Raw genomic sequence first — 19,540 nt, 5'->3', positions numbered from 1 at the left:
GCAAACAGTTCGTTTCGGTGGGGCCATAGGACATCGACGAACTCATGCCGCTGCCACCTCTAACAGCCGGCCGCCGCCGCTGAGCTGACGCCACCACTGGGCGATCCAGTCGGCCGCGGACTGTGGACTGTTCACTGGCACGTAGGCGTAGACCCTGAGGCCGATGCCCTGTGAGTACCGGCCGGTCCACCAGGAGAAGTACGCGCCCCACCCCGGATGATCGTTGATGGTCATTCTGCGCCCGCCGACTCCGCGATAAGTACGACCGGAAGCGTGCGGTGTCCGTTGGCGATGAACGAGTCCAGGGGCAGCAGTTCGTGCGGGGGGACGGCGAGGGCGAGGTCGGGAAAACGGGTGAACAGGGCAGGCAGCGCGATCCCGGCTTCGAGCCGGGCTAGGGGCGCGCCGAGGCAGTAGTGGACCCCATGGCCGAAGGACAGGTGGTCGCGGCGGGATGGGCGGGTGAGGTCGAAGCGGTCGGCGTCATCGCCGTGCTGGGCTGGGTCGCGCCCCGCAGCGGCGTAACCGGCGAGGATTGCCTCCCCCTTGCCGATCACGATGTCCTGGCCATCGAGGTGGATGTCCTGGACGGCGTAGCGTAGCGGGACGGTGGCCACCGGCGCTTGCCAGCGCAGCGTCTCATCAATGACGTCGTCCCACGAGGCGCTGCCGGCGTGGACGAGGTCGAGTTGGTCGGGGTGGGTCAGCAGGGCGTGGATGGCGTTGTCGATGAGGTTGACGGTGGTCTCATGCCCGGCTGCGACCATCAGGAACAGGGTGTCGATCAGTTCGGTTTCGCTGAGGCGGGAACCGCCGTCCTGATCGCGGGCGGCGATCAGGTCGCTGGTCATGTCGTCTCCAGGGGTTTCGCGCTTGGAGGCGATCAGGTTGCTCAGGATGGTGTACGCGTCGCGTTGAGTGGCCATGACCTCCTCTGTGTCGGCGGAGGTGTGGAAGACGCTGTCGACGACGCGGCGTAGGTCATCTCGCGGGCTACCCGGGAGGCCGAGCAACTCGGCGATCACCCGCATGGGCAACTGGTAGGCGAACTCCTCACGAAGGTCGACGGCTTCACCGGCTGCGGTGCCGGCCATTCTGTCGAGGAGGTCGTCGGTGATCTGCTGGATGCGTGGCCGTAGCACTTGGGTGCGGCGTGGGGTGAACGCCTTAGAGATCAATGCGCGTAGCCGTTTGTGATCCGCGCCATACGCAGTGAACATGTTGTCCACCGCGACCCAGGTGTACAGGGGCCAGTGCGGCGGAATCTCCCCGTTGATGTAAGCAGGCCAGTGCTGGCGGGGGTCCTTGGATACGCGCGGGTCGGCGAGTAGCCGTTTGAGCGTGTCGTGGTGGGTTACCGCCCACGCAACCACGCCACCAGGGAGTTCCACCCGCGTCGCCGCGCCGGCGTCGCGGAGTCGGGATGCCTCGGCGTGGATGTCGGGGCCGTGTGCGTCCAGGTGGATGGGGCGGGGCTGGGATTCCACGGGCTGTCTCCAGGTGTGGCATTGACGCGGATGGGGGTGAAACGTACGGGCAGGGCGATCAAGGCCCGGTGAAAAGGTCCAGGTCGCCACTGAAGCCGGTCGGCGGGGAGGGCCAGTTCCATGTCCGGCAGGCGATCCAGGATCCGTTCGATCGCGACAGCTGCGATCAGACGGGCGTGATTTTGCGCGGGGCAGGCGTGCGGGCCGGCACTGAACGACAGATGAGCGCGGTTGCCCGGCCGATGTATGGGCGCCGAGGCCAGCTGCGGATCGGTGTTGGCTGCGGCGAAGCCGATGACAACCGGCTCGCCCGCGCGGAGGCGAACTCCTCTCAGGTCCAGCTCACGCACCGGGTAGTGGATGGCGTAGTTGACCATGGGAGGGTCCTTCCACAGCACCTCATCCAGCGCGGCGTCGATGGGCATGCTTCCGCCGGACAGGTTGCCCGCAAACCGGTCGTCGGCAAGCAGCAGCCGCAGCGCATTGCCGATCAAGTTCTTCACCGGCTCGGTGCCGGCCGCGATAAGCAGCGTGCATTGATGGACCATCTCCTCGTCGGTCAGCCGTACCGGATGGGACATCAGCCACGACGTCACGTCCGCCCCCGGCTGGGCACGCTTCAGGGCGACCAGGTCTTGCATGTATCGCGTGAAGATCGCGTCCCCTTCCTTGGCTCCCGTGCCGCCTTCGAACATTTTGGCGAGGGCGGCGACCAGTCGATCGCTGTCGGAGTCGGCCAGGCCGAACATCTGGTTGAAGATGAGCAACGGCAGGACTCCGGCGTATTGGGTCAGCAGTTCCGCATGGCCGTTGTCGGGCAACCGGTCGATGAGCCGATCGGCGCTGCGCTGGATATGGCCGCGCAGCGCGTGCGGGTCCACACGCTCAAGGCTGTCGGTCACCGCCTGGCGCAGCCGGGTGTGGGCTGCACCGTCGGAGAACAGGCAGTTGGGCCGATATCCCATCATCGGGATGACGGAGTGGTCTGCAGGGATCTGCCCCGTCGCCAGGGCGCGCCACCGGCGAGGGTCCTTGGAGAAGTCCTGCGGATTGCGCAGCACCTCAAGGGCGGCGTAATAACCGGTGACCAGCGTGGCGTGCACGTCGGGAGCGAGCTCGACCGGCGCGGCTGGCCCGTACTGGCGCAGCTGGTCATAGACGCGGCTGGGGTCAGCGGCATAGTCGGGTCCATACAACGGCACAGCAAAGGCGCGGCCGGTGTGCGCCGGGCAGCCTGCCGGCGGTGCGGACCCGTGGTCGGGGTGGGTGGTCACGCGTGCTCCTGATTGCTACGGGCATGCAGGTACTGGACGAGGGCGATCAGCGCGGCGGTGGCCGATGTCCGGTCGCGGGCGTCACAGACGACCAGAGGCGTCTCGCCGAGCAGATCGAGGGCCTCGCGCAACTTCTGTTCGCCGAACGTAGGCGCACCTTCGAAGTGATTGACAGCGACCGCATAGGCCAGGCCGTGTTCCTCGACCATGTCGATGACGGGGAAGGAGCACTCGAGGCGGCGGGCGTCGGCCAGCACCAGCGCCCCCAAGGCTCCGTAGGCAATGTCATGCCATAACTGCTGGAAGCGCTGCTGCCCGGGGGCGCCGAACAGATACAACACCAGGTGGGGGTTGAGGGTGATGCGGCCGAAGTCCATCGCAACGGTGGTGGTGTCCTTGCCGTCGACTCCGGCCAGGTCGTCCACGGCTGCCCCCGCCTGGGTCATGGTCTCCTCGGTACGCAAGGGCGTGATCTCCGACAGGGTGCCGACCAACGTGGTCTTCCCGACGGCGAAGTGCCCCACGACCACGACCTTGACCGCGGTCTGCACGGTGTCGGGCAGATAGACGTTGGTGTCACGCCAGGGCGCGGAGTCCATCGAGCACCTCCTGCAGAAGCTGGGTGTCAGGTCGTGGGGTCGGCGGTGCAGGGGCGCGGGTGATGATGTGGCCGCTGTCCACCAGATCTCCCAGCAGGACCTTGGTGACGCTGACGGGGAGCGACAAGTAGCCGGCGACCTCGGCGACCGACAGTGCGCCTCCCCGGCACAACACAATGAGGTCGCGTTTTTCGGGGCTCAGGCCACTGAGCGACAGGTCGTTGGCGGCGATCACCAGGGACACCAGATCGAAGGTGTTGCGTGTCGGGTAGGCGCGACCGCCGGTCACCACGTACGGCCGCACCAACCCGCTATCGCGTCTGGGCGGAGTCATACGCTGGCGGTGCCCCGCCGGGGCGGACTGGTCAGCTCCTTGCCAAGCCGGTCGACAAGTTTGTGCATCCGGAAGCTGACGACCTCCAAATCCACTCCATGGGTGCTGGATACCGCGAGGTAGGCGCCCGGACCGGCAGCGGTGATCAAGACGTATCCATCGGCGAATTCGACCAGGGTCTGCCGCCACGGGCTCTGTGGATCCGCGCAGAACTCCGCCGTACTGCGGCTGAGCGACTGCAATCCAGCCAGGGCGGCGGCATGCTTATCAGCCTCGTCCCGGCTGATGCCCGCAGAGTGCGCCTTCAACAACCCGTCAGCGGACAGCAAGATCGCATGGCGCGCCTCCGGCATGTTCAAGGCGTCCTCAAGCATCCAGCTCAGCTTGTCGTTCATACCCGCAAATCCCCTTCGTGGTCGGAGTCGTTGGACGCACGGCCGGCCCGGGTGCCGCGTTGGAACGCGCCCAGGTTGGCCGCGGCCTCCTGGGCTGGGCGGTCGGCCCTACCCAGCACGGGCCCTGCGAGCGTCGGCTGCGGCTCGGCCGGTTGACGACGGCGACGCCTGGGCAGCCCGTCGACCAGCCGAGCCTGGGAGGTTTCGGATACCGACCGGCGCATTGGCGCCTCAGGCACATCTGCTACCGAAGGGGTCAGCAACGCATTCGGGAGGAACACCACGGCGCGCACCCCTCCGTAGGGCGAGGCCGAGTCCACCGACGCATGGAACCCGTAGCGTTTGGCGAGCAGGCCGACGACGGGGAATCCGAACTTGGGGGGGTCGCCGAGCTTGGTGACGTCCACCGCCTTTTCGCCGGACAGCAACACGGTCGCCTGTCGCGTCTCCTGGTCGTGCATGCCGACGCCGCCGTCATCGATCACGATGACGGCCCCGTTGTGCATCGCACGAATGCTCACCTCGACCGAGGTATTGGGCTGAGAGTGACGCGCGGCATTGTCCAGCAGCTCCGCGACGGCGAGCACCACCGGCTCGACCACCCGGCCGACGACGGCGGTGTCGATCTGCGCGTGGACCCGGACCCGCCGGTAGTCGCGGATCCGCGAGGTTGCGCCGCGCACCACGTCCTCCACTGGGCAAGCGGCCCGCTGGCGCCCCGGCCACGCCCCGCACAAGACCGCGATGACCTGCGCACGTCGGCCGAACTGCGCGTTCGCGTGGTCGATCTCCAGCAGACCCCCCAGCACGTCAGGGTTGTCATACCGGTCCTGCATGCTCGAGATGGACAGCTGCTGCTCGCTGGCCAGTCCCTGGAGCGCCCGCATCGCGGCCATCAGCGTGGCCCGTGCCGACTGATCGGCGCGCGCCTGCACGGTGTTCAGGCTCTGGGCGAATAGCCCCATCACCATCTCAAGGCTGCGGCCATACTCCGATCCGGTCAGGTGCTCATGCAGCGGGCCGGGTACCGGGACAGTTTCCAGCTGCAACGACTCCATCAGCGCGGGGAGGCGAACGGTAGCCAGATGCAGGGCCTCCTCGTCCCGGGCGTGCAAACTGCTCGTCAGCCTCGTGCGCAGGGCGGCGGCGCTTCGCCATTGGCGCACCGCCAGGACCACGGCAACAAGCAAGCACATCACCAGACTCCAGAACAACGCCTCCAGCAGCGACATCAGGTCCTCGTAATCGGGTGTGGACGGATGGGGTCCCGCACTGTGCTCGAACTGCCAAGCGCTCTGGCGCGGACCGGACTTCCCACCGGAGCACGGGGCTGACGGAAGACGGCTCGTATCCCGGTGGCGAGTGGCGCGCCACAGCGAAGATTCCCGCCTGCGCGTGGACCTTGCAGGCGTTCTGGCAGCCATGTCCGGAGTTATCGACGGGGTCGGCATCTGATCGTCATCCACTGCTGAGCTCCCCGTGCCACTCCTCTGGAGAATGAGGCAGCGGGTTCCAGCAGCGGTTCGGTACGGGTGCCGTCTGTGCCAGGTTTGGAGTATGGGGGTGATCTCATGCCTTCGTGCACACCGGCGGGCCAACGCTCTGGCGCTGACGACGAGCGGGCGGCGCGAGAGCGTGATCACGCCCGATACTCCTCTCTTCTCACGTACAGGTGCGTGAAGGTGAGCCGACATGGCCACGCACTCCAACAGCGCGCCCAGACGGCACAGGTGCACAGTTCTTGACGCACGGCTGAGTTCTCCCCGGCCCGCGCCAACGTCACATGTCGCAATCGACACCGGACTGGCACCGCACGCCTGCGAGGGCGGCGGTGGCACGCGCACCGTGGCGCGAATACCCGTGCCACCAGCCCGGTGTGCTTACGCGTCGACTTTCTGGGATATCGGCGTCATCAGGCAATCCCATTGGACCGGGATCTTTTTGCACACGTATCCCGATCGAACCGGGAGTTGTGGCGCTGAGCTGCGGAACGGTAAATGCTGTAGCGATAACGTCGGGGGCTCGATTTCGCGAGGGCAATGAGTCGGTAGACGGCCCATATGGGACGGTGAGGGCGATGGCAGACAGAACAAGCAAACTGAAGAGAGACCAGACAGCTTTCGTCACGGAGTTGCGGGCCCGGGACCGAACATGGACGCAGATCGCTGAGGCATTCAGCGCGCGATATAAGGTCAACATGCGGGTGGCGTTTAGGATGGCCAGAGGGTGGAGTCAGCGCAGGGTGGCCGAGGAATGGAGCAGGCGCTGGCCGGACGACCGGAAGACCGCCAAGATCATCTCAACTTGGGAGGTCTGGCCCAGGAGTACCGGTCACGCGCCGTCGCTGGACACACTCGGCAAGCTCGCTCAGTTGTATGGATGCCGGGCCGCCGATCTCCTCCTCGACTGGTGCGACTACCGCCACCTGGATGAGGCCCGTCAGGTTCGCACACTCGGGATCGGTCCTGGTGACGTCGACAAGGCTCACATCGGATCCGAGCGTGCTGTGATGCCGGGCAAGTACATCGAAGCTCAGGCGATGCCCCGGACGGTCATCACAGTCAGTTCCGCAGGTGCTGCCGGGTCGGGTATCGCTCTGTCCGCCCCGCTCATCGAGACCTTTCGCAGGCTCACGGACACCTACCGGGTCATGGATTACCAGACCGGAGCGCAAAGCGTGCAGCCGCAGGTGGCCGGCCATCTCACACACATGTTGCAGCTGACCGGCAAAGCACCGACCACCGCAATCGGCCGTGACCTGTACCAGGCCGTGGGGGACGCCGCGCAGTTGGCCGGCTGGCTGGCGATCGATTCCCAGCACTACGGGCAGGCTCAGTCTTACTGTCAGATAGCGTTGGCTGCCGCCGACCAGGCCGGCGACCGTGGCATGCGCGCCTACACATTAGGGGTGATGAGCTACATCCACCTGCATGCGGGCCACGGGCAGGACGCGTTGAAACTCCTGTCCACAGCAAGCGAACTGGCCACCAAGGGCGTTCCGCCCGCAGTGCGGTCATGGATCGCCGAAGCCGCCAGCGAAGCGCACGCGTTCGCAGGCGACCCCTCAGCCGGAATGCGGGCCCTGCACCAAGCAGAGCGTGCCTTCGACGGTGTTACCACCGGCAACACGCCCGCCTGGCTCAGCTTCTTCAACAACGAGGCGCACGCGGCGCGACTGCTGGGCCGCGCCTTCATGCGACTGCGCCGCCCAGCCGAGGCAACCACCGCACTGCACGAAGCGCTGAACCTCCTGCCGGACACCTTTGTCCGCGAACGCGCCGGAACCTTGATCGATCTGGCATACGTGTGCATACAAAAGCAGGAAATCGAGGAAGCCTGCCACGTTGCACTCAACGCCGAGGCCCTTGCCAGAGCCACCGCGTCCGAACGCAACCTGCGGCGGCTGCGCGAGCTCCTGGTCGAGCTGATGCCCTGGACAGGCCTGGAATGCGTACGAGAGCTCTACCGCAAGCTCCTGCTCGACTATTAACTAGAGAGATGCAGCCACACAAGATCGCCAGCCGATGAGCCGACGCGCCTGGGTCGAACTCCTGGTGCTGTCTGCTCTGTGGGGGGTGGTGTATCTCCTGATTGAGATCACCCTGCGCGAGCTGTCACCCGTCCTGGTGGTCCTCGGCCGGGTGGCGCTGGCCGCACTGCTCCTCACCCCGCTGGCGATCACGCGTGGCGCGCTGCGGCCGCTGCGTAAGCGTCCGCGGGCGGTGATCGAGACGGTGCTCGTGCAGGCCACTGCCCCGCTCCTGCTGCTCACCTTCGGCCAGCGATATGTCTCCTCTGGCCTGGCCGGGATCCTCACCGGAGCACAGCCACTATTTGTCGCACTTCTCGCGGTGCGCTTTGCGCCCGATCAACGGCCCAACGGCTGGCGAGGCGTGCTCGGCATCGTGCTCGGGCTGCTCGGCCTCATCGCACTGTTCGGCATCGACCTGCGAGACGGGCACGGAGCCCTGCTGGGAGGGCTGTTCGTCGTGACGGCAGCCGTGTGCTACGCAGCGGGAGCGCTCATGATTCATCGACGCCTGAGCGACGCCGAACCACTCGGAGTGGCCACCTCGGCCATGCTCGTCTCCACAGTGGCGCTGGCCATACCCGGCGTATTCTCGCTCCCCGATCACCTGCCTGGTCTGCCGGTGGCGGCGGCCCTACTGGCGCTCGGCGTGGTATGCACGGGCTTCACCCTGGTGCTCTTCTACACGCTGATCGCACAAAGCGGACCGGCACACGCGGCTCTGGCCTTCTACCTCTCCCCAGGCTTCGCCGTCCTGTTCGGGACGGTGTTCCTGCATGAGAAGCCCTCTGTGACCACCGTCTTAGGCCTGGTCGCGATCGTAGTCGGCGCCGCTCTGGCGAGTAGAACACAGAAGTCTCCCGGTGCGACCTGACGCCTCCACACGGCGGCGCCGCCCTGAGTGCCGACGAAGATCCGTTCCCACCGCCTGGAACACGCCCATGGTCGCTCAACGGGTTGTAACCGGTCGACTCGAGAGGCGGTGTAACGCCAGGTATTCGGCCGAATACCCACAAGCGCAGCCCGTCGGGTGGCCCGACCTTAGCTGGGATCCCAGCATGAGAACCCTCATGACATGCGATTTCTCCCCTTGGCGTACGGGAGTACATCGAGACCGCCCGGACCCGGCAGGCTCGAGAACCGGGCGAAGCCAGGGAACGCGAGTGATTCATCCCCGTGGGCACGGGGCTGACACGGGGCCGCCGGTTTCTGTACCGGCAGCACGAGTTGCCCGCCGCGGCATGCGGGATGGTCCCTTCAAGCCCTTAATGAAGTCAGCTCTTTCTACGTCGCCCCTGCGCATGAGGGTGGTCCACCTGTCCTGGCCGCCCGCTCGGTAACCGTAATCGATATTTCTGTTACTGGCCGAGCTGGCGTTCCTGGCGCTGGTTCTGCTGCTGGGCCGGCGGTTGAAGTTGACCCGAAGCCTGGATTCCCTGGGCTTGTTGACGGCGTGGCTGGAGGCGTTGTTGTTGCTGTTTGCGGCGGGCTTGTGTCCGCAGTTTCGACAGGCGGGCTCGCTCCATACGGGCGGCGCGTTCGGCGTCTCGTTGCGCTTTGCGGTGAGCGGCTAGCTGGGCTTCGATTGGCTGCTGCTCGGCTGTATGGCCGCCTTGGTGGCGGCTGTCGGTCACTTCGCGCTTGACGCCGTCCAACAGGGATTCGGTGAGATGGCCGCGCTCGAGGAGGACCTGGTGCAGTCCGCGGGAGTTGACGGGCTGGGTGATGGCGAGGTCGTCGATGCTGTGCCGGTTGCCGAACCAGAGGTCTCCGAGTCGCTGGACCACGGCGGTGTGGACAGCGGCTCGGTCGTCGTCAGGCAGCGCGAGATACACATCCATGGCGACCTGGATGCGCGCAGGATCGGGGCCAGGCTGTTCCGGCTCGGGTTCGAGTCCGGCGATGATACGGGCGGCGACGATGGAGTTGACGGCGTGCCAGTACGCGGTGTGCTCGGGCCGACCGGGCCCAGGGTAGGGGCCGAGGATCTGACGAGGGTCGTCGGTGATGACCTTCTGCTGGTCGCGGTAGGCGGCGATGATCCCGAGATGGCGGGTCCATTCGGTCCGCTGGTGCAGCTGCTCGGGGGCGGCTCCGAGCAAGGTGGACCAGGCCGGCCGCGTGCTGGTCGTGATGTCGACGAGGTGTCGAACTCGCGCCGAGATCAGCTCTTCAGCCTTACCCATATAGCGGATGAGCTGGTGGTCGGGATCGCGATGAGGTTCGCCAGTGATGAGCCAGGGCAGGGGCGCGGTGTCCTGCCCGGTCTCGACAGAGGAGATCTGGGTGGAGGCATTCTGGGCCTGCTGAAGAACGTCGGCCAGCGTCGCCGCCTCGGTTAGGTTAGTGACCTGGGTGAGGTCGGCTCCGTTCTCTTCCAGCCCCTTGAGTGTCCAGGCGAGCAGCCGCCAATCGGTTCGCATCGGGGGCTGGTTGCTCGCCTGGTCGGGAGCGGCCTGGGTGCTGAGATAGCGGCCGAGTCTCCAGGCCAGGAGCTGGCTTGCAGCCTCGGCCGAGGAGAACTCTCGGGCTTGGGCGACGCGCCGGAGCATCTCCACAGGGTTGTAGCCGGTGCGTTCCGTGCGGCGCAGGGTCGCGGCGAGAGCGGGCCAGGCCGGCTGGGCGCGTAGCTGGTCCGCGGTCTGAACGCCGAGCGCTTCGGCGGCTATGACAGCGGGTTTGAGCTGGGCCGGGACGGTGATCGGGTCGGTGGCAGGGTCGGCTTCCAACAGGTGCCGTGTGGTTCGCGAGAGCGGCGCGAGATCGTCGATTCGGTGCTCTGGATCGGTGCTGGCGGCCGTGGCGGCGGTCAGGGATCTGACCAGGCTGGGGACGTCACGGCCGCTGCGGTCGGCGGCGGCAAGGCTGGCGGCGAGATGGGGCCAGGAGCGGTGAGCGGTGACCTGGGAGACCGGCACGCCAAGGACGTCCGCGGTCGCCTCGGCGTAGCCTGCCAGCGCTTCGGACGAGACATAGGTGCTGCGGCTGGTGGTGGGAACCCCGGTCAGGATTGCAGGAGTGCGGATCGCGTCGGCGGGGTCCAGGGCGTTCGGGGCGGCGAAGGGACGCAGCAGATCGGCGTACCGGATGGCGTCAGTGAGGGTCGGCTGAGCGAGCGGGCCGGGCGTGGGACGGTCCTGGATGTAGGCGTTGATGCGCCATGCCAGCAGCCGTCCCGGTGTCTCGGCGGCCGGCAGGTCTGCGTCTCGAGCGGTGGCGGCGAGCAGGTGCCGGACCGGCCAGCCGAGCGCTTCGGCGCGGGCGAGGGCGGTGACGACCGAGGGCCAGCCGTCGCAGCCGGTGAGGGTGTGGGCGAGCGGCCGGGCCAGCATTTCGGACGCGAGCCGGGTGTAGTGCTGGGTGGCCAGCAGCGTGGCGGCGTACTGGTGGCGAGGGACGAGCACGGCGAGGGATCGGGCGTCGTCGGCGGCCTGGCGGATGCTTTCGGTCGCGGAGACCTCGTTGCCTTCACGGCCGAGGATGTTCTGCAGGACCTCGCGGGCGGCGTACTGGCGGGCGTCGTGGCGGACCCGGTCGAGGCGGTCATCGGGGTCATAGGCGAGCAGCTCGTGCGTGACCACGTGCAGAACGGTCCGCTGGCGGGCGCGGGAGAGGATGACGTACAGATTCTCCCTGGTCATCTCCGCGGTGATCAATGGGTGGGCGGTATCGACGGTGGAGCCCTGCGCCCGGTTGGTCGTCGTGGCGTAGAGCAGCTCGACGTCGGCGGCGACATAGTCGGCGGGCAGGCGTACGGTTCCGCGGTGCTCCAGGTGCCGCACGGTCAGCGAGCCGTCGTCGTGACGAGACACAACAGACCAGGCGTCGCCGTTCTTCACCCAGTCCTTGCCGCGGTGGACGCGCAGCTTCCGTTCGTTGTGGCGGGTGACGATCCAGTCCCCGGCGCCGGCGAGGTTCCCGTCATGAAGCTGGACGCCTTCGGCTTCCACCTGCCCGGCCTCGACGCGGTCCAGGCGGGCCTGGGCGGCGAGCGCGGTGACGTTCACGCCCGTCGCGGCCGCCATCAAGGTGGTGCGCCCGGCGAGCATGTCCGCCTTCCAGTTCGCGTAGGACTCCTCGATCATGGCCTGCTTGGAGCCCGATCGGATCCGGTTCTCGCCGGCGTAGAAGTCCAGGCCGGCGGAGTCTCCGACCCGGATCTTCAGGGTGGCTTCGGCCTCAGCGGGGTTGTCGAACCGGTAGAGGACGTTCAGCTCGACGGCGCCGACCTCGGTGGCGATCAGGCGCAGCGCGCCGCCGGACTCGACCGCGCCGAGCTGCCGGTAGTCACCGAGAAGCCGCACGACCGCGCCACGTTGAGCGGCGATCTGCACGAGCCGGTCCAGCAGGAGGGTGCCGGCCATCCCGGCCTCGTCCAGCAGCACCACATCGCCCGGGTTGAGGGCGAACATGCGCGCCCACTCGGGCACGTGCTGCCCGGAACGGAGCTGGGCGGCGTAGCGTCCTGTGGTGTACTCGTGGACGAATTTGTGCAGGTTTTCGGCCCTGACCCCCAGCTCCTTGCCCAGGACGTCGGCGGCTGCCGAGGAGGTGGCCAAGGCAACGATCCGCTGCCCGGCCTGTCCGGCGACGTGGGCGTACGCCCGCATGGCAGTGGTCTTTCCCGCTCCCGCGGGGCCGAGCCCCGCGACGATCAGCCGGTCGTCGGTCGCGAACGTGGTCACCAGCTGGCGCTGCCCGGCGTCCAGTTCGATGCCGCGGGCGTCGAATCCGTCCAGCGCGGCGGCGACCTGACCGCCGGCCAGCCCGACCGCGGTCCGGGTCTTGGCAGCGGCGACCAGGCGTTCTTCGGCGTCCAGGATGAGGCGGCTGGTGAACCGCGCGGAGGCATGTTCGACGAACACCGACGCCCCGTCGGACCGGCGCAACAGTTCCGGCTCGGACAGTAGACCGGGCCCATCAACGGTCACCGACAGCGTCGGCGACAGGCACTCCTCAACGATGCGGACGACCATCGAATAGTGCTGATCGGGGGAGTCGAAGACCATGCTGGAGCGGGCCAGCCGTTCGGCTTCGGCACGCAGATTCCACACCGTCCAGGTGGAGCGCATCTCTGAGACGCTCGCCACCACCTGGCTCGCCATGGCGGCGATGTCGACGTCGGCCACGGTGGTGTGCACGCGGGGGAAACGGTCGGGGACGGCGGCCATGAGGCGGCCGATCGCATCCGCGCCGAACCTTTCGGTGAAGGACTGCGTCCAGTCGGTGCGCATCTCCTCCAGTGAGCGCGCGGTCTTCTTGGCGTCGCGGGTTTCGAGGTTGGCCTGCCGGGCGAGCTGGTGGGCGACCTGCCTGTTGGGGTCGTAGCCGTGTTCGCGGCGGAACTGGCGCAGCAGTTGCTCGTATCGCGCTTCGATATCGGTGCGCCGGGATGAGAAGAACTCGATGAACTCCAGACCGATCCCGGTGATCTCCCGGATAGGTTCCCGGTCGTCGCGGGTGTCGGATCGCTCGGTGAAGGTGACCGGGATCCGCTGCTGGAGCTGGGTTTCGAACGCGGTGTTGTAGAACTCGCTGGCCGCGACGGTGACCCGGTAGAGCGCGCGGGCGTCCAGGCTGCGCCACTTGCCGTCGGCACCCTGGATCTTGCTGGAGATGGCGACATGGGTGTGCAGGTTGGGGTCACCGGCCCGGCTGTCGTAGTGATCGAAGACGGCGGCGATCAGGCCGTTGGTCTGGATCTGGGCGATGCCGCCCTTGCCGGTACGGGTGAACGCGGCGTGCTGCTCAAGCATGTCCAGCGCGGCGTCGCGCGCGGCTTCATGGGCTTTGCGGACCGCCTGTCGTACTTCGGGACGAGGGTCCAGGGCCCACAGCAGAGCGGCGGACTTCACGGGCGCGAACACAACGTCGAAGCCCGCCACGGCGGCCCGCGCCCGGCGGGATTCCTCTGCCTGGACCCGCTTCACATCGGTTGCGGTAGCAGGCCGCCCGGTTTCCCGCTCGATGACCTCTAGGTGCCTGTCGACGCGGGTCTTGAAGTGCTCCAGCGGCGTGTAGACCGGGAATCTCAGGCCCAGTGTCGCCGCCCGGATCGCCTTCGCTTGGAGCGCCTCAAGCTGCCGTTCGGTCATCTGAGCCGTGATGTTCTCGGAGAGATATCGGCTCACGATGGCGTCCGCGCGAGGGTGCATCCCTGCCCCGTACAGGGCCTTCATCTGGTCCTCTGTGACCTGCTCACCTTCCAGCCCAAGTAGGGCAACGCCGCGCCCCATCCATCTGCCCGGGGGGTTGCCCTTGGCGGTGTAGTACTCGGCCGCGGCCTGGCCCTGTTCCCACTGGACGTCGCCGCCCGCGACCTGCCTGGTCAGGTACGTGTAGCCGTCGCCGGCGGTGAGTTTGTGGATGGTCATCAATGCGACCACCCCGGTATCCCGGGGCTCTGCGAAATGCTCCGCCGACGACTGAGGCGGCCTGTGGAAAAGCCTGTGGATGCGGTTCGGTCGGCCTTGTAGGTGCGCGTCGGTCGCTTGCGAGCGCCGGGTCGGCGGGGCTCTCGCAACCGTCCCACCGAGCGGTCCCGGGCGTTACTGCGGCCCCGGCTCGCGGCGTCGGGCGAGCGATCTTGCTGGAGGTGCAAGAGGTGTCTTGTTGGCTTTGGGGCTGAGGGGGGCAGATTTTCTCGAACGGCGGGCGAGCGGTGCGGAGGCGAGAGCGAGCCTATGGAGGGGCGCGCGCAGGGCGGGGGCGTCCGCGAGAAGGCGTGTTGGGGCTGGCGTGCGCGTTCGCACCACGTGAGGTGGCCGGCCCGGTGAGGCCCCGCCTTGACAGCTCCCATATACATGAGTTTAAAGTATTGCGAGTGTTTAGCCAATGTAGAGATGTGAGGTGTGTGATTGGGGCAACGAACCACGTCCCGCCGGGCTGCCGCGCTGCGGAAGGCCCGGGAGGCCAAAGCCGCCAGGGACGCCGAACGGCTGATGCGCGAGCGGCAAATCGAAGCGGCACTCGCCGACTTCTTCGAGTCCTGGGGACGGGCGGAGCAAATCAGACAGGAGGCCGGCCACAGAGCCAAGAAGATCCTCGACTACGCCGAGCGTGAGGCGCGTCAAGCCGACATCGACGCTGGCGAGGCCATCCGTGCGCTGCGCAAGCTCGATCAGACCAACGCCGAGATCGCCGAACTGTGCGGGCTGAGCGTCCCCATCGTCAGGGCCATGGCCAACAACACCCCCGGGGACGATCCCCGCGATCAGAAAGATGAACGATCAGTAGACACAGCGCACGGTCACGGCCGTGAGGTCGGTGTCGAGGTGGAGCCCGATGCAGGAGGGGCACCCCTGCTCGGTCGCGGCTGGCCCCTCACCGCGGGCGATGAGCCGGAACCGTACACGAGCGCGTCAAGCGGCCAGTTCTAACGGAAGGGGCGGGGGCGACGGCCCCCGCCCCGGCGCTCACCAGCGGGCGTCCACTTCCTCGGGCAGCTCGCGCGCGGCGGCCTCGGCGCCGGCGATCCACGCCGCCACCTCCGGATACCACGGGTCCTCCGCGCCGCGATCGGTCACCTGCCCCTCCAGGGGCGAGTCCAGCTCCTCGGGAGTGGGCAGCCACGCGGGAGGCTCGGTGGTCTGCGTGACAGAGGTCTGAAGGATGGGCTGGTTCACGGTCGGGCTCCGTCCTGAGGGCGGGAGCCCGAGGGCTCCCGTGCGGTGTTCCTGTGCCTCGGCCCCCAGCGGGCCCGGCCGTGTCGCGCAACTTCCACGCCAGGAGTTCCAAGATGTTTCGGACGAAGGAGAAAGATCTTGGAACTCCGGAGCCGGCGCAGAACCTGCGCCTTGGAGCCGGGCCTTGATGCAGGTTGCGCGGCGCGGGTGGGTCTGCTGCGCTCTGGGCACTGGAATGCCGTGGGGGAGCCCGACTCACGGCAACGCGGTGCTCGACGCCCCCTGCCCATCCGGCCTCCGACGCCGATCGGCAACACCCTTGGCCCGGAGCTTCGGCTGGTGCACGACGCCGGTCGTCCCGCGCTCGACGGCAATAGACTGCCACCGCCGTACGGTCAGCCGGCCGGGGCGGCGTAGAGCACCGCCGCCCCGGCGCGGGCGTGTCACACGTACTCGGCGGAGTCCCCCCGGGACTGGGGGAGCATGTCCCGGGTGTCGAGAATCTTGTCGCGCACGGTCTCCGGCGGGATGCCCAGGTTGAGGCAGTCCCGGATGAGCTCGGCCATCGAATAGGAGGGCGTGACCTGGCGGCACCGGTCGAGCGCGATCCTGGCCAGGCTCCCGTTCCCGTTGATGTAGGCGAGGAAGGCCAGCAGCGCCGCCGGTGCGGCGGCGTACTCGCCTACCGCACGGCGGGTGACGTCCAGCCACAGCCGCAGCTGTTGCTGCGGGTCCAGGCCGGGGATCCGCACCCATGCCTCGTCGCGAACCCGGATGTGGGTGAGGACGATCGACAGTCGTGCCACCTCATGGTCGGTGAGCCTGCGGTCCTGGCCGATGAGCGAGCCGACCAGCGGCAGCCCTACCTCAACCAGCAGCGAGGAGGACGGCCCGGCGTGCAGCAGGTCCTGCTCGGCGCGCTCGGTCTCGGCCACCATCCACACCCGATCCTCACCCTCGACCGGCGTCAGGATCGCCGCCATCTCCTCGCGGCTGCCGTAGGCGACCAATCCCGCGAAGGTGGCCTGCGCGGCGAGGCGGGAGGTCTCGACGTCGTACGGCGTTCCCTCCGGAGGGCAGCACTCCAGGTTGGCGCACATCAGGGACCACCACCGGCCCCCGTCCACGCGCAGGACGTCGGTGACCGTGACGAGGTCCTGCAACGCGTCCTGAACCTCGGCCAGGAGGGGAACCACCCTCTCCCGTGGCCCGTAGCCGAGGAGGATCGCCGCGTCGGCGTCGTTGCGGATCAGGAGACCGGACAACTGCATCAGCAGGTCGCTGTAGTGCTCGGGGCCCACCAGATCCAGGCGGAACGCGAAGCTGCGCTCCCCGCCGTGACCGAGGACCACCAGGGAATCGTGGGGATGGAAGCCCAGCAGGTAGGGAGTGACGGCGACGGCGTCGGACGGGCAGGTGATGAGGAGCTTGTCGGGCGGGTTCATAGCGATGTCCTTCCAGACACGAAAGGGCGCGCGGGCAGAGCCGGCAAAGGTGGGAGAACGGCCCGGCGCGTTATGGCGACCGGGCCGCAGAGGACGGGGACCGCCCGCCCCGGGCGGCTGCGGCCGCCCGGGGCGACGGCTGGTCAGGACGCGACGCTCACACCGGCGAGGACATCGCTGCTCTCGGGAGTCTGGACCGTGACGTGGCGGATCTTCTCCAGGGTGAAGACGGCGCTGCCGGAGATCCACTCGCGCTGCTTGTTCTGCCAGGGCTTCTCGACCCGGACGTTGTCGGCGATGATCTCGACGAAGGCGCCCATCTGGTAGTCGCGGATCAGGCGCTCGGCCATCACCGTGTCGTAGGTGACGACCTTGACGCGGGTTTCGGCGGTGGTGGGGATGCCGACGGAGTTGTAGAAGCGGCGGGTGACCAGGACCCGCAGGTCGCAGCCGACCCCCTCGCGCAGGGAGAACGTGCGGGGCGCGGCGATGAGGTGGCCGACGATGTGAGCGGACAGCTGGCTGTTCATGGGATCCTCCCGGTTCCTGCCGGGACGGGTCGGCCGCCGTGCTGGCGGCCTGGGGTCGTCTGCCCCTTCCCGGCAGCAGGCGCCCGCGACGCACGCCCGCCGGGACGCAACCGAGCGGTCCCCGGGCCGCCAAGATGTTTTCCGACGAAGGAGGAAAAGATCTCTGGCCGGCCGGGGATGAGCGCAGCGAAAGCCCGGTTGCGGCTACGGCCAGTGCGGCGCAGACTGCAAGGCCGGGATCAGGGAGCAGGCAGACCCACCAGCACAGGCGGCGTGAACGCCCACCTCAGAACCCCCGGGGCGATCCCACAGCCAGATACCGCAACCCTCATGATCAGCCACCGCAACGTGACGACCGGCCTCATCGATCGCAAGCGTCGTCTCGGCTTCGGGAACCGGGCGTCCATTGGCCGCTGCTGCGCTGGTGGTGGTCGCCTCGCCGAACGACCCACAATGACCAGCCCGTCACAGGTGAACGCCGCGCGCATTGAGCGTCGGGGGTGTGCCGTCGTCGCGGCCAGCGGCGTGGTGGGGCATCCGCAGCTCAAGCCAGCCTGGGAGGGTGGTCAGATGCTGCCCGGATTGCTCGTCCACGGACTGCACCGTGGTGCCGGTGATGCGGCCGCGGTCGGTCACGAGCGTCTCCAGGGGTTTTCCACGGGATCGAACAGCCCTGGCGGGATCACCTCGGCCAGCGGCTCGTTCCTGGCCGCCGCCGGGAATGCCTCAGGTTCGGCGGGGTGGCTGGTTCCGGGAGCGAGACGGGGGGTGCTGGCGGCGGCGCGGGTGCGGGCCGTGACCCGCCGGTCGCGCGCGATGCGCCGGGCGTTGGGCCTGTCCGGTTACTCGGGTCCGGTGTTGGCTTGGCCAGCAGGGCGGCGACCGCGTCGGCGATTTCGGCCTCGGTGGCCTCATACGCGGTTGGTGTTCCTCGGTGCAGGGTTTCGCCTCGGGCTTCCTTCCCACTCCGCCTCGCAGCGACGCGGTTGCCTCCGGCTCGGAGTCAGCACCGCCTCTTCCTCCAGGGGACTTCCGCTTCCAAGGCAATCGCCCATGCCGGGTGTACCGCAGAAGGGCCCGTGACGATCGTCACGGGCCCTTCACGTCCCAGTGCTACGCGTCGGTCAAGCCGTCAGCCTTGACGCCGGCCACGAACGTGGCCCACGCCTCGCCCGAGAGCACCAGTGCGGGGCCGATGTTCTTGCTGTCCCGCACGCCCGTGTACCCCCTGGACAGGCGGGCCACCTCCACGCAGTCGCCGCCGCTGCCCCCCGAGTGAGAGGACTTAGTCCAGTTCGCTGTCTTGAGTTCGTCGCTGTGACTCATGGACTTCTCGTATCTCCCGAATCCGCTCAATGGAACTTCGCCCGGGAAGGGCCTCGGCTCGGAGCATCTCGTATCTCATGCGATGGAGTCGGACCTCTTCCACACGTTCTACGAGTTGCCCGCTTCCGACAGCCTCGATGTATACCGTATCGGCCCCGCCGGGGATCTGTGCCATCACAAATCCGCCTTCCAGCCCTGCGGTGACATACGAGCTGTAGGGCAGGATGTGGATCGTGATGTGCGGTGTCCTGGCGAGTTCTTCCAGCCTTCTGAGCTGGCCGATCAGAGTCTCTGGGCTCCCTACGACGCGATGCAGGACGCCCTCGTCCAGGATCACCCAGTACATCGGGGGCTCCGGGCGATCAAAGATCTTCTGCCGCACCATGCGGGCTGCGACTTGCTCCTCCACCACGTCCGAGGTCGGTCGAGGCTCTCCCAGGAAGATCGCCCTCGCGTAGTCCTCTGTCTGGAGGAGCCCAGGTACCACCAGCGGTTGCCAGGCATGGAGAACCGTCGCCTCGCGCTCCAACTCCAGCCACGGCCGGAACCACGTTGGCGTCGCCGAGTGGTAGGCGAAGGGCCAGAGCCGGATCAGAGCACCTTCGAGTTCGAGTGCCTCATCGACGGCGACGGCGAACTCCCTAGTCGGTGGGCGTCTGGCGGTCTCCACCGCACTGATCAGCGGGACCGAGAACCCGATGCGTCCGCCAAGCTGTTCTTGGGACAAGCCCGCTGCCTTCCGATAACGGCGCAGTTCAAATGCGAATAATGCGCGTGGACTATCCTCAGGGTTGAGCTCGACGGACTTCGGCATGGCCAGGCCCCCTGTGTTTCTACAGGCGTTTCTACAGATTCTGTCCACATGTTGAAGAACTAAATGGCCTACCGAGCGTAGCCAGTCATCGGCATGCTTGGAAGCCCCAAGCAATCGAGAGAGTGGTAGTAGGCCATGGCTCCGGAGCTCGAACTACCCAAAAGGATTCCGCGCCAGCAAAG

The 19,540-nt window shown here is 67.5% G+C and carries 17 protein-coding genes; 3 read left to right on the top strand and 14 right to left on the bottom strand.

Going from position 1 to position 19,540, the window contains the following annotated elements; genetic code table 11:
* Positions 1–42: 42 nt before the first annotated feature.
* From AB0H21_RS36975 to AB0H21_RS36945, 7 genes are read right to left on the bottom strand one after another with little or no spacing between them, the layout of a single operon-like run.
* The gene (locus AB0H21_RS36975; protein WP_358526143.1) at positions 43–234 is read right to left on the bottom strand and encodes a hypothetical protein; all 192 of its coding nucleotides are present in this window, start codon (positions 232–234) and stop codon (positions 43–45) included.
* Positions 231–1,373, bottom strand: a complete 1,143-nt coding sequence (locus tag AB0H21_RS36970; protein WP_358526142.1) for a cytochrome P450 — start codon at positions 1,371–1,373, stop codon at positions 231–233. Before AB0H21_RS36970 ends, AB0H21_RS36975 begins: the two co-directional genes overlap by 4 nt.
* Positions 1,355–2,761 (bottom strand): cytochrome P450, encoded by a 1,407-nt coding sequence (locus AB0H21_RS36965; protein WP_358526140.1) that lies wholly within the window; start codon positions 2,759–2,761, stop codon positions 1,355–1,357. Before AB0H21_RS36965 ends, AB0H21_RS36970 begins: the two co-directional genes overlap by 19 nt.
* Complete coding sequence (locus AB0H21_RS36960; protein ID WP_358526139.1) at positions 2,758–3,360, bottom strand: ATP/GTP-binding protein; 603 nt, start codon at positions 3,358–3,360, stop codon at positions 2,758–2,760. The genes AB0H21_RS36965 and AB0H21_RS36960 overlap by 4 nt, the downstream gene beginning before the upstream one ends.
* Positions 3,338–3,664, bottom strand: coding sequence for a DUF742 domain-containing protein (locus tag AB0H21_RS36955; protein WP_358526137.1), 327 nt, complete (start codon positions 3,662–3,664; stop codon positions 3,338–3,340). Before AB0H21_RS36955 ends, AB0H21_RS36960 begins: the two co-directional genes overlap by 23 nt.
* A 26-nt stretch (positions 3,665–3,690) precedes the next feature.
* Positions 3,691–4,089: a roadblock/LC7 domain-containing protein gene (locus AB0H21_RS36950; RefSeq protein ID WP_358526135.1), complete on the bottom strand. Its 399-nt coding sequence runs from the start codon at positions 4,087–4,089 to the stop codon at positions 3,691–3,693.
* A complete protein-coding gene (locus tag AB0H21_RS36945) occupies positions 4,086–5,321 on the bottom strand; it encodes an ATP-binding protein (RefSeq protein ID WP_358526134.1) in 1,236 nt (411 codons plus the stop codon). Before AB0H21_RS36945 ends, AB0H21_RS36950 begins: the two co-directional genes overlap by 4 nt.
* Before the next feature lie 1,010 nt (positions 5,322–6,331).
* On the opposite strand from AB0H21_RS36945, the gene AB0H21_RS36940 reads away from it, so the two are divergent.
* Both AB0H21_RS36940 and AB0H21_RS36935 read left to right on the top strand, forming a co-directional pair.
* Positions 6,332–7,579, top strand: coding sequence for a hypothetical protein (locus tag AB0H21_RS36940; protein WP_358526133.1), 1,248 nt, complete (start codon positions 6,332–6,334; stop codon positions 7,577–7,579).
* Positions 7,580–7,613: 34 nt separating this feature from the next.
* On the top strand, positions 7,614–8,492 hold the full coding sequence (locus AB0H21_RS36935) for a DMT family transporter (RefSeq protein ID WP_358526132.1): 879 nt from the start codon (positions 7,614–7,616) through the stop codon (positions 8,490–8,492).
* 484 nt (positions 8,493–8,976) lie between these two features.
* On the opposite strand, the gene mobF is transcribed toward AB0H21_RS36935, so the two are convergent.
* A complete protein-coding gene (mobF, locus tag AB0H21_RS36930; RefSeq protein WP_358526130.1) occupies positions 8,977–13,992 on the bottom strand; it encodes a MobF family relaxase in 5,016 nt (1,671 codons plus the stop codon).
* 483 nt (positions 13,993–14,475) lie between these two features.
* Between mobF and AB0H21_RS36925 the strand changes: the two genes are divergently transcribed.
* Positions 14,476–14,997 (top strand): hypothetical protein, encoded by a 522-nt coding sequence (locus AB0H21_RS36925; protein WP_358526128.1) that lies wholly within the window; start codon positions 14,476–14,478, stop codon positions 14,995–14,997.
* A gap of 36 nt (positions 14,998–15,033) precedes the next feature.
* Here AB0H21_RS36925 and AB0H21_RS36920 read toward each other — a convergent pair whose 3' ends face one another.
* From AB0H21_RS36920 to AB0H21_RS36895, 6 genes are all read right to left on the bottom strand, one after another.
* The gene (locus AB0H21_RS36920; RefSeq protein WP_358526127.1) at positions 15,034–15,243 is read right to left on the bottom strand and encodes a hypothetical protein; all 210 of its coding nucleotides are present in this window, start codon (positions 15,241–15,243) and stop codon (positions 15,034–15,036) included.
* A 443-nt stretch (positions 15,244–15,686) separates the two neighbouring features.
* Positions 15,687–16,688, bottom strand: a complete 1,002-nt coding sequence (locus tag AB0H21_RS36915) for a DUF4192 domain-containing protein (protein WP_358526125.1) — start codon at positions 16,686–16,688, stop codon at positions 15,687–15,689.
* Positions 16,689–16,831: 143 nt separating this feature from the next.
* The gene (locus AB0H21_RS36910) at positions 16,832–17,218 is read right to left on the bottom strand and encodes a hypothetical protein (RefSeq protein WP_358526123.1); all 387 of its coding nucleotides are present in this window, start codon (positions 17,216–17,218) and stop codon (positions 16,832–16,834) included.
* 465 nt (positions 17,219–17,683) lie between these two features.
* Complete coding sequence (locus AB0H21_RS36905; RefSeq protein WP_358526122.1) at positions 17,684–17,854, bottom strand: hypothetical protein; 171 nt, start codon at positions 17,852–17,854, stop codon at positions 17,684–17,686.
* Positions 17,855–18,331: 477 nt separating this feature from the next.
* Positions 18,332–18,544, bottom strand: coding sequence for a DUF397 domain-containing protein (locus tag AB0H21_RS36900; protein ID WP_358526120.1), 213 nt, complete (start codon positions 18,542–18,544; stop codon positions 18,332–18,334).
* Entirely contained in the window at positions 18,504–19,358 is an 855-nt protein-coding gene (locus AB0H21_RS36895) for a helix-turn-helix transcriptional regulator (protein WP_358526119.1), read from the bottom strand. The genes AB0H21_RS36900 and AB0H21_RS36895 overlap by 41 nt, the downstream gene beginning before the upstream one ends.
* Positions 19,359–19,540 lie beyond the last annotated feature (182 nt).

It is taken from the genome of Sphaerisporangium sp. NPDC051011, from assembly GCF_040653595.1.
In the GTDB taxonomy this organism is placed as follows: domain Bacteria; phylum Actinomycetota; class Actinomycetes; order Streptosporangiales; family Streptosporangiaceae; genus Sphaerisporangium.
Note: the sequence above shows the minus strand (reverse complement) of the source record. Positions and strands in the feature narration are given on the sequence as shown.